This window comes from Flavobacterium sp. ZT3R18, assembly GCF_007097385.1.
Taxonomy (GTDB): domain Bacteria; phylum Bacteroidota; class Bacteroidia; order Flavobacteriales; family Flavobacteriaceae; genus Flavobacterium.
On the sequence record NZ_VJZS01000047.1, the window covers coordinates 1 to 4,353 of the forward strand.

General features: G+C 31.6%; 4 protein-coding genes, 1 tRNA gene and 1 pseudogene. 4 read left to right on the plus strand and 2 right to left on the minus strand.

Annotated features, from left to right (window positions below; all coding sequences use genetic code 11):
* Positions 1 to 113: 113 nt before the first annotated feature.
* The 3 genes from FNW52_RS20380 (at position 114) to FNW52_RS20390 (ending at position 1,228) form a co-directional block, all read left to right on the plus strand.
* On the plus strand, positions 114 to 434 hold the full coding sequence (locus FNW52_RS20380; RefSeq protein ID WP_143379309.1) for a hypothetical protein: 321 nt from the start codon (positions 114 to 116) through the stop codon (positions 432 to 434).
* A 4-nt stretch (positions 435 to 438) separates the two neighbouring features.
* Entirely contained in the window at positions 439 to 876 is a 438-nt protein-coding gene (locus tag FNW52_RS20385) for a hypothetical protein (RefSeq protein ID WP_143379310.1), read from the plus strand.
* A gap of 61 nt (positions 877 to 937) precedes the next feature.
* Complete coding sequence (locus FNW52_RS20390) at positions 938 to 1,228, plus strand: DNA-binding protein (RefSeq protein ID WP_116760969.1); 291 nt, start codon at positions 938 to 940, stop codon at positions 1,226 to 1,228.
* Between the two features lie 140 nt (positions 1,229 to 1,368).
* On the opposite strand, the gene FNW52_RS20395 is transcribed toward FNW52_RS20390, so the two are convergent.
* Together FNW52_RS20395 and FNW52_RS20400 are read right to left on the minus strand one after the other, a co-directional pair.
* Entirely contained in the window at positions 1,369 to 2,589 is a 1,221-nt protein-coding gene (locus tag FNW52_RS20395) for a site-specific integrase (RefSeq protein WP_143379311.1), read from the minus strand.
* Positions 2,590 to 2,847: 258 nt separating this feature from the next.
* Positions 2,848 to 2,935: transfer RNA gene (locus FNW52_RS20400), tRNA-Ser, on the minus strand.
* Between the two features lie 354 nt (positions 2,936 to 3,289).
* On the opposite strand from FNW52_RS20400, the pseudogene FNW52_RS20405 reads away from it, so the two are divergent.
* Positions 3,290 to 4,282: pseudogene (locus FNW52_RS20405) on the plus strand (ISAs1 family transposase); the annotation flags it as partial.
* Between the last annotated feature and the right edge of the window lie 71 nt (positions 4,283 to 4,353).

Genomic DNA, 4,353 nt, shown 5'->3' on the forward strand with positions numbered 1-4,353 from the left:
TTGGGTAATAAAACAATGGAAACCGTAAAACAGATGCAAAAAAACAATGAGCATCAGAAAGAAAGCCAATCAAAACGCAATGGTATGCACATAAGTTGATACACTTGGAAATAATGGAAACACTAAAACCTTTATCTGATTTCTTTAAGGCAATAAAGAATGATTATCGTATCAGCGTTACGCATATCGGTATATATGCAGCATTGCTGCAATTTAGAGTGGATAGTGGTTTTGTCAATCCTATTCAGGTGCGCAGTTATGAAATTATGGAAATAGCGATGATTTCTTCGCCAAAAACATTCCATAAATGCATACATGAACTAAACGAGTATGGATATATCAAGTACGTGCCAACTCGTAATAGAAGTCAAAAGAGTAAGATTTATTTTCTTTTTTCTGAATCTGATGTAGAAGTTAAATTTCCAAAGCAATAATGCTATGAAAAAAATCACATTTAAAGAGCTTCCTGAGGCAGTTGCAAATTTGTATGGGAAGATAGAATGCATCGAGATCCTTTTAAAAGAAAAAGATTGTAAAATTAAAAATTTGGATGAAGCCAGAATAAAAATACTGAGAGAGAAATGCAGTTCAAGTTACAATAAAAGTGATCTGGCGCAACTTTTTTACATTCTTATGGATGAGAAAATTTTATTTTTTGATGATAACAATGAGAAGTACAATAGAGGTAAGATTCAACTATTTGTTGAAGAAAATTTCACTTATATGGGGGATGGTGGATTACAAACCAGTATAGATACAATTAGTAAGCAATTTTCTGAATGTAAAGGATTTATTTATAAAGAAAAACAGATAAAATTTCTCGACAATATTCTTAGAATATTTCAAAAACGGAGAGACAAATTAATTGATTGGTAATCTTAATCATTGTTATAATTCTTAGTCAAAGAGTACTTACTTTCATTTAAAACTTTTTATTATGTCTAAACAAGGTAAAGAAAATAAAATCTCCTATTTAGTAGCAATTAAACAATTGCTGGATCCATTATATGTCAGATTGGAAAGAATTGATTCTAAAATAAAAGGGAATTATGAAAAATCTACATTGCGATATTATAGGAATGAAGATTTAAAGAAAATATTTGGTCTATCAAATAATACTATTATAAAGTATCGCCAGACAGGTATCCTTCCATATACCAAGCTTGGAGATATTTTTTTGTATGAAGCAACCAAAATAGAAAAAATACTTAACGATAATGGACAATAAAGTTTCGTGGTGAAAGTCGAATCATAATATAAAACATAAGGTAGTATAACTTCAAAATTTATAAAAGCAAAAGGGTGTCTAACTGGGATTCTTTTGCTTTTTTGTCGTATTAAACTTCCGAACTATATCAAAAAGACCAGTTAACTATATTTTGATTTTAGTTTTGCCATGTCTTCCATTATGTTGATATCTAAAACTTTGGCATAATGCTGGGTCTGCTTAATATTTGTATGCCCCATCATGGCAGATACATTCTCGAGTCTTACACCATTACCCAAAGTTACTGTTGTTGCAAAAGTATGTCTGGCTACATACCAGGTAAGGTGTTTGTCAATTTTACATAGGTCTGCTATTTCTTTAAGATAAGCGTTCATTTTTTGATTTGACATTTTTGGTATTAAACCAATTTGTTGATTTTTATATTTATTAATTATTTTAAGGACAGCTGGCAAGACGGGAACGTTAGCGCGAATGGCTGTTTTTGTTCGATTGGTTTTAAGCCATAAATTACCAGCACTATCCGTAATCAAATTATTTGCTGTAAGGTTGGATGCGTCTATTGGAGCGTATCCTGTATAACAACTGAAAAGGAATAGATCTTTCACTTTTTCAAGTCTTATCGTTGAAAAATGTTTTTCCTCTATAGTATTTAACTCATGTTGGGAAAGAAAGACGCCTTCGGTTATTTTAATCTTTCCATCATATACTTTAAACGGACACTTTTCAATCAAACCGATTCTAATAGCATAATTATTGGCTGTTTTGTACATCTTCATGTATTTGACTATGGAGTTGTTTTTAATCCCAATTTTTCCTTTAAAATTGCTTTCATACTTCAAAAAATCTTCAAGTTTGTATACGAATCGACTGTCTATTTCCGTAGTGAGAATATCTTCAAGGGCATAATGCTTTTTCAAGAAATTATACAATAGTTCTTTCGCACGTTCGTATTTTTGTAGAGATGCACTTGAGCGTTCACCACCATCAACTTTCTTTTTAAAAAATTTGTTGTGCTTTTCCATCACTGATAGGATAGTTACTCCCTTATTGTTTGCACTGCGTTTGCCGTTAATCTCTTCTTTTAGAGTTGCTAGAGAAACTTCTGAATTTGCTTTTTCAAGCTCATTAAATTTCTTTTCGACCTTTAGTTGAAATTGGTCCAACGCTTGTTTAATTATTTTTTCTTTTTCAAGCTTCAGGAAATTTCTAAGTTTATTGGTAGAGGACCATCTTTCTTCAGCAATGGACTTGCCCGTTGACATTGTAGTTTCTTTTCCTTGAAATGAAATTTTGGCATAAATAGGGATTTCCCCATTTGGTTTGGCTTTATCAGCCTTGATGTAGAAGATTACTTTTAACATGACTCCTTGTTTTTTAATTAATACATAAATTGATTAAGAAACTTTCAGAGATCTTTGGTTTTACAAGGAATTCCCGAGGAATTCTTGTTATTTAGTTACCCTTTTTTTAGAAATAATCTAAAATTGAAAAGGGTAACCAATAGGGTAACTGTTCTTTGATATAATATGTGTTTTTTGAAAGTTACAAAAAACGAAAAAGCCTTTAAATACTAGTATTTAAAGGCTTTTGACTTTTAAAGTTTCTTTTGAAACCTTATGTGGCGGAGAAAGAGGGATTCGAACCCCCGGACCTGTTACAGTCAACAGTTTTCAAGACTGCCGCATTCGACCGCTCTGCCATTTCTCCAGTATGTCGCTTTCGTCTTCTGAATGCGAGTGCAAATGTAATAAGTTTTTTTAAATTAACAATGCACTTTTGTAAATTTACTTTAAAAAAAAGATATAGAAGCTTCTGTATTTTTTTTTAGTGGAGAAAAAAGGATTAATTTGATTGATTTCAGAGCCATCTAAAAAAATCAAATAATTTTTCAAAAGTAATTTCTTCTTATTCAGATTATCCAAACTGTTGGCCTAAACTCCCAGGGCAAACACATGTACTATTATTAATACGTTTATACAAAATTAAACATGTTTATACTTGTTAATGTAATTAAATCATAGTATCTTATATGACTAACGGTTAAGTATATAAGATAACATCATGGCAAGTAAACTACTGACGGTATTTATGCAAATAGAAGACAAGAGAAGAGACGTAACGGTGTTTCATGATTTAAACGACATCCTCCTTATGGCTATAATTGCGGTGATTTGTGGGGCAAATTCATGGAATGAAATCGAACGATATTGTAATTTAAAAGCCGAATGGCTTCGAGGTTTTTTAAAACTGGAAAACGACATTCCTTCACACGATACCTTTAATAGGGTTATTAGTTCTATTGATAATGAGCAACTTGAAAAGTGCTTTATGGAATGGGTAAATACATTGATTGATTCATCTATAGGATTGGAAATTATCAATATAGACGGCAAAACCATCAATGGAGCCAAAGAGCATGGAAAGAAATCTTTGATTCACATGGTTAGTGCTTGGGCGTGTAAAAACAATCTGGTTTTAGGTCAAGTCAAGGTTGATGAGAAATCAAACGAAATAACGGCAATTCCAAAATTATTGGAATTACTTTCGGTTAAAGGCAGTATTATTACCATAGACGCTATGGGATGTCAAGTTCTAATTGCTGAGGAGATAATTAAACAGGGAGCAGATTATGTTTTGGCAGTAAAAGGCAATCTACCAAAATTGTATCAAAACATAATTGATGAGTACAGGTTTTTAAAAGCACCTAAATTTTCAAAGCAATATGAATTGGATCATGGAAGAATCGAAACAAGAACATGCACCGTTATCAAAGATTTTCAATTTATTGAAAATCAAGAGAAATGGAAGAATTTAACTTCTTTGGTAAGAATAGAAAGTACACGTTCATTTAAAAACAGCAGTAAGAAAGACGAGAATAGTGTTAGATATTACATTTCAAGCGCTGATAAAAGCGCAGAAGAATTTCAAGACATAATACGATTGCATTGGAGTATTGAAAATAAATTACACTGGACATTGGACATCGCTTTTAGAGAAGATTTGAGTCGGAAAAGAAAAGATAACGGAGCTCAGAATTTTTCACTTATAACCCAAAAGTCGCAACAAAACTATTCATAGGCAAGAATGATTATTGTTTTGATAAGATTATTGTTTTTTTTCAAGAA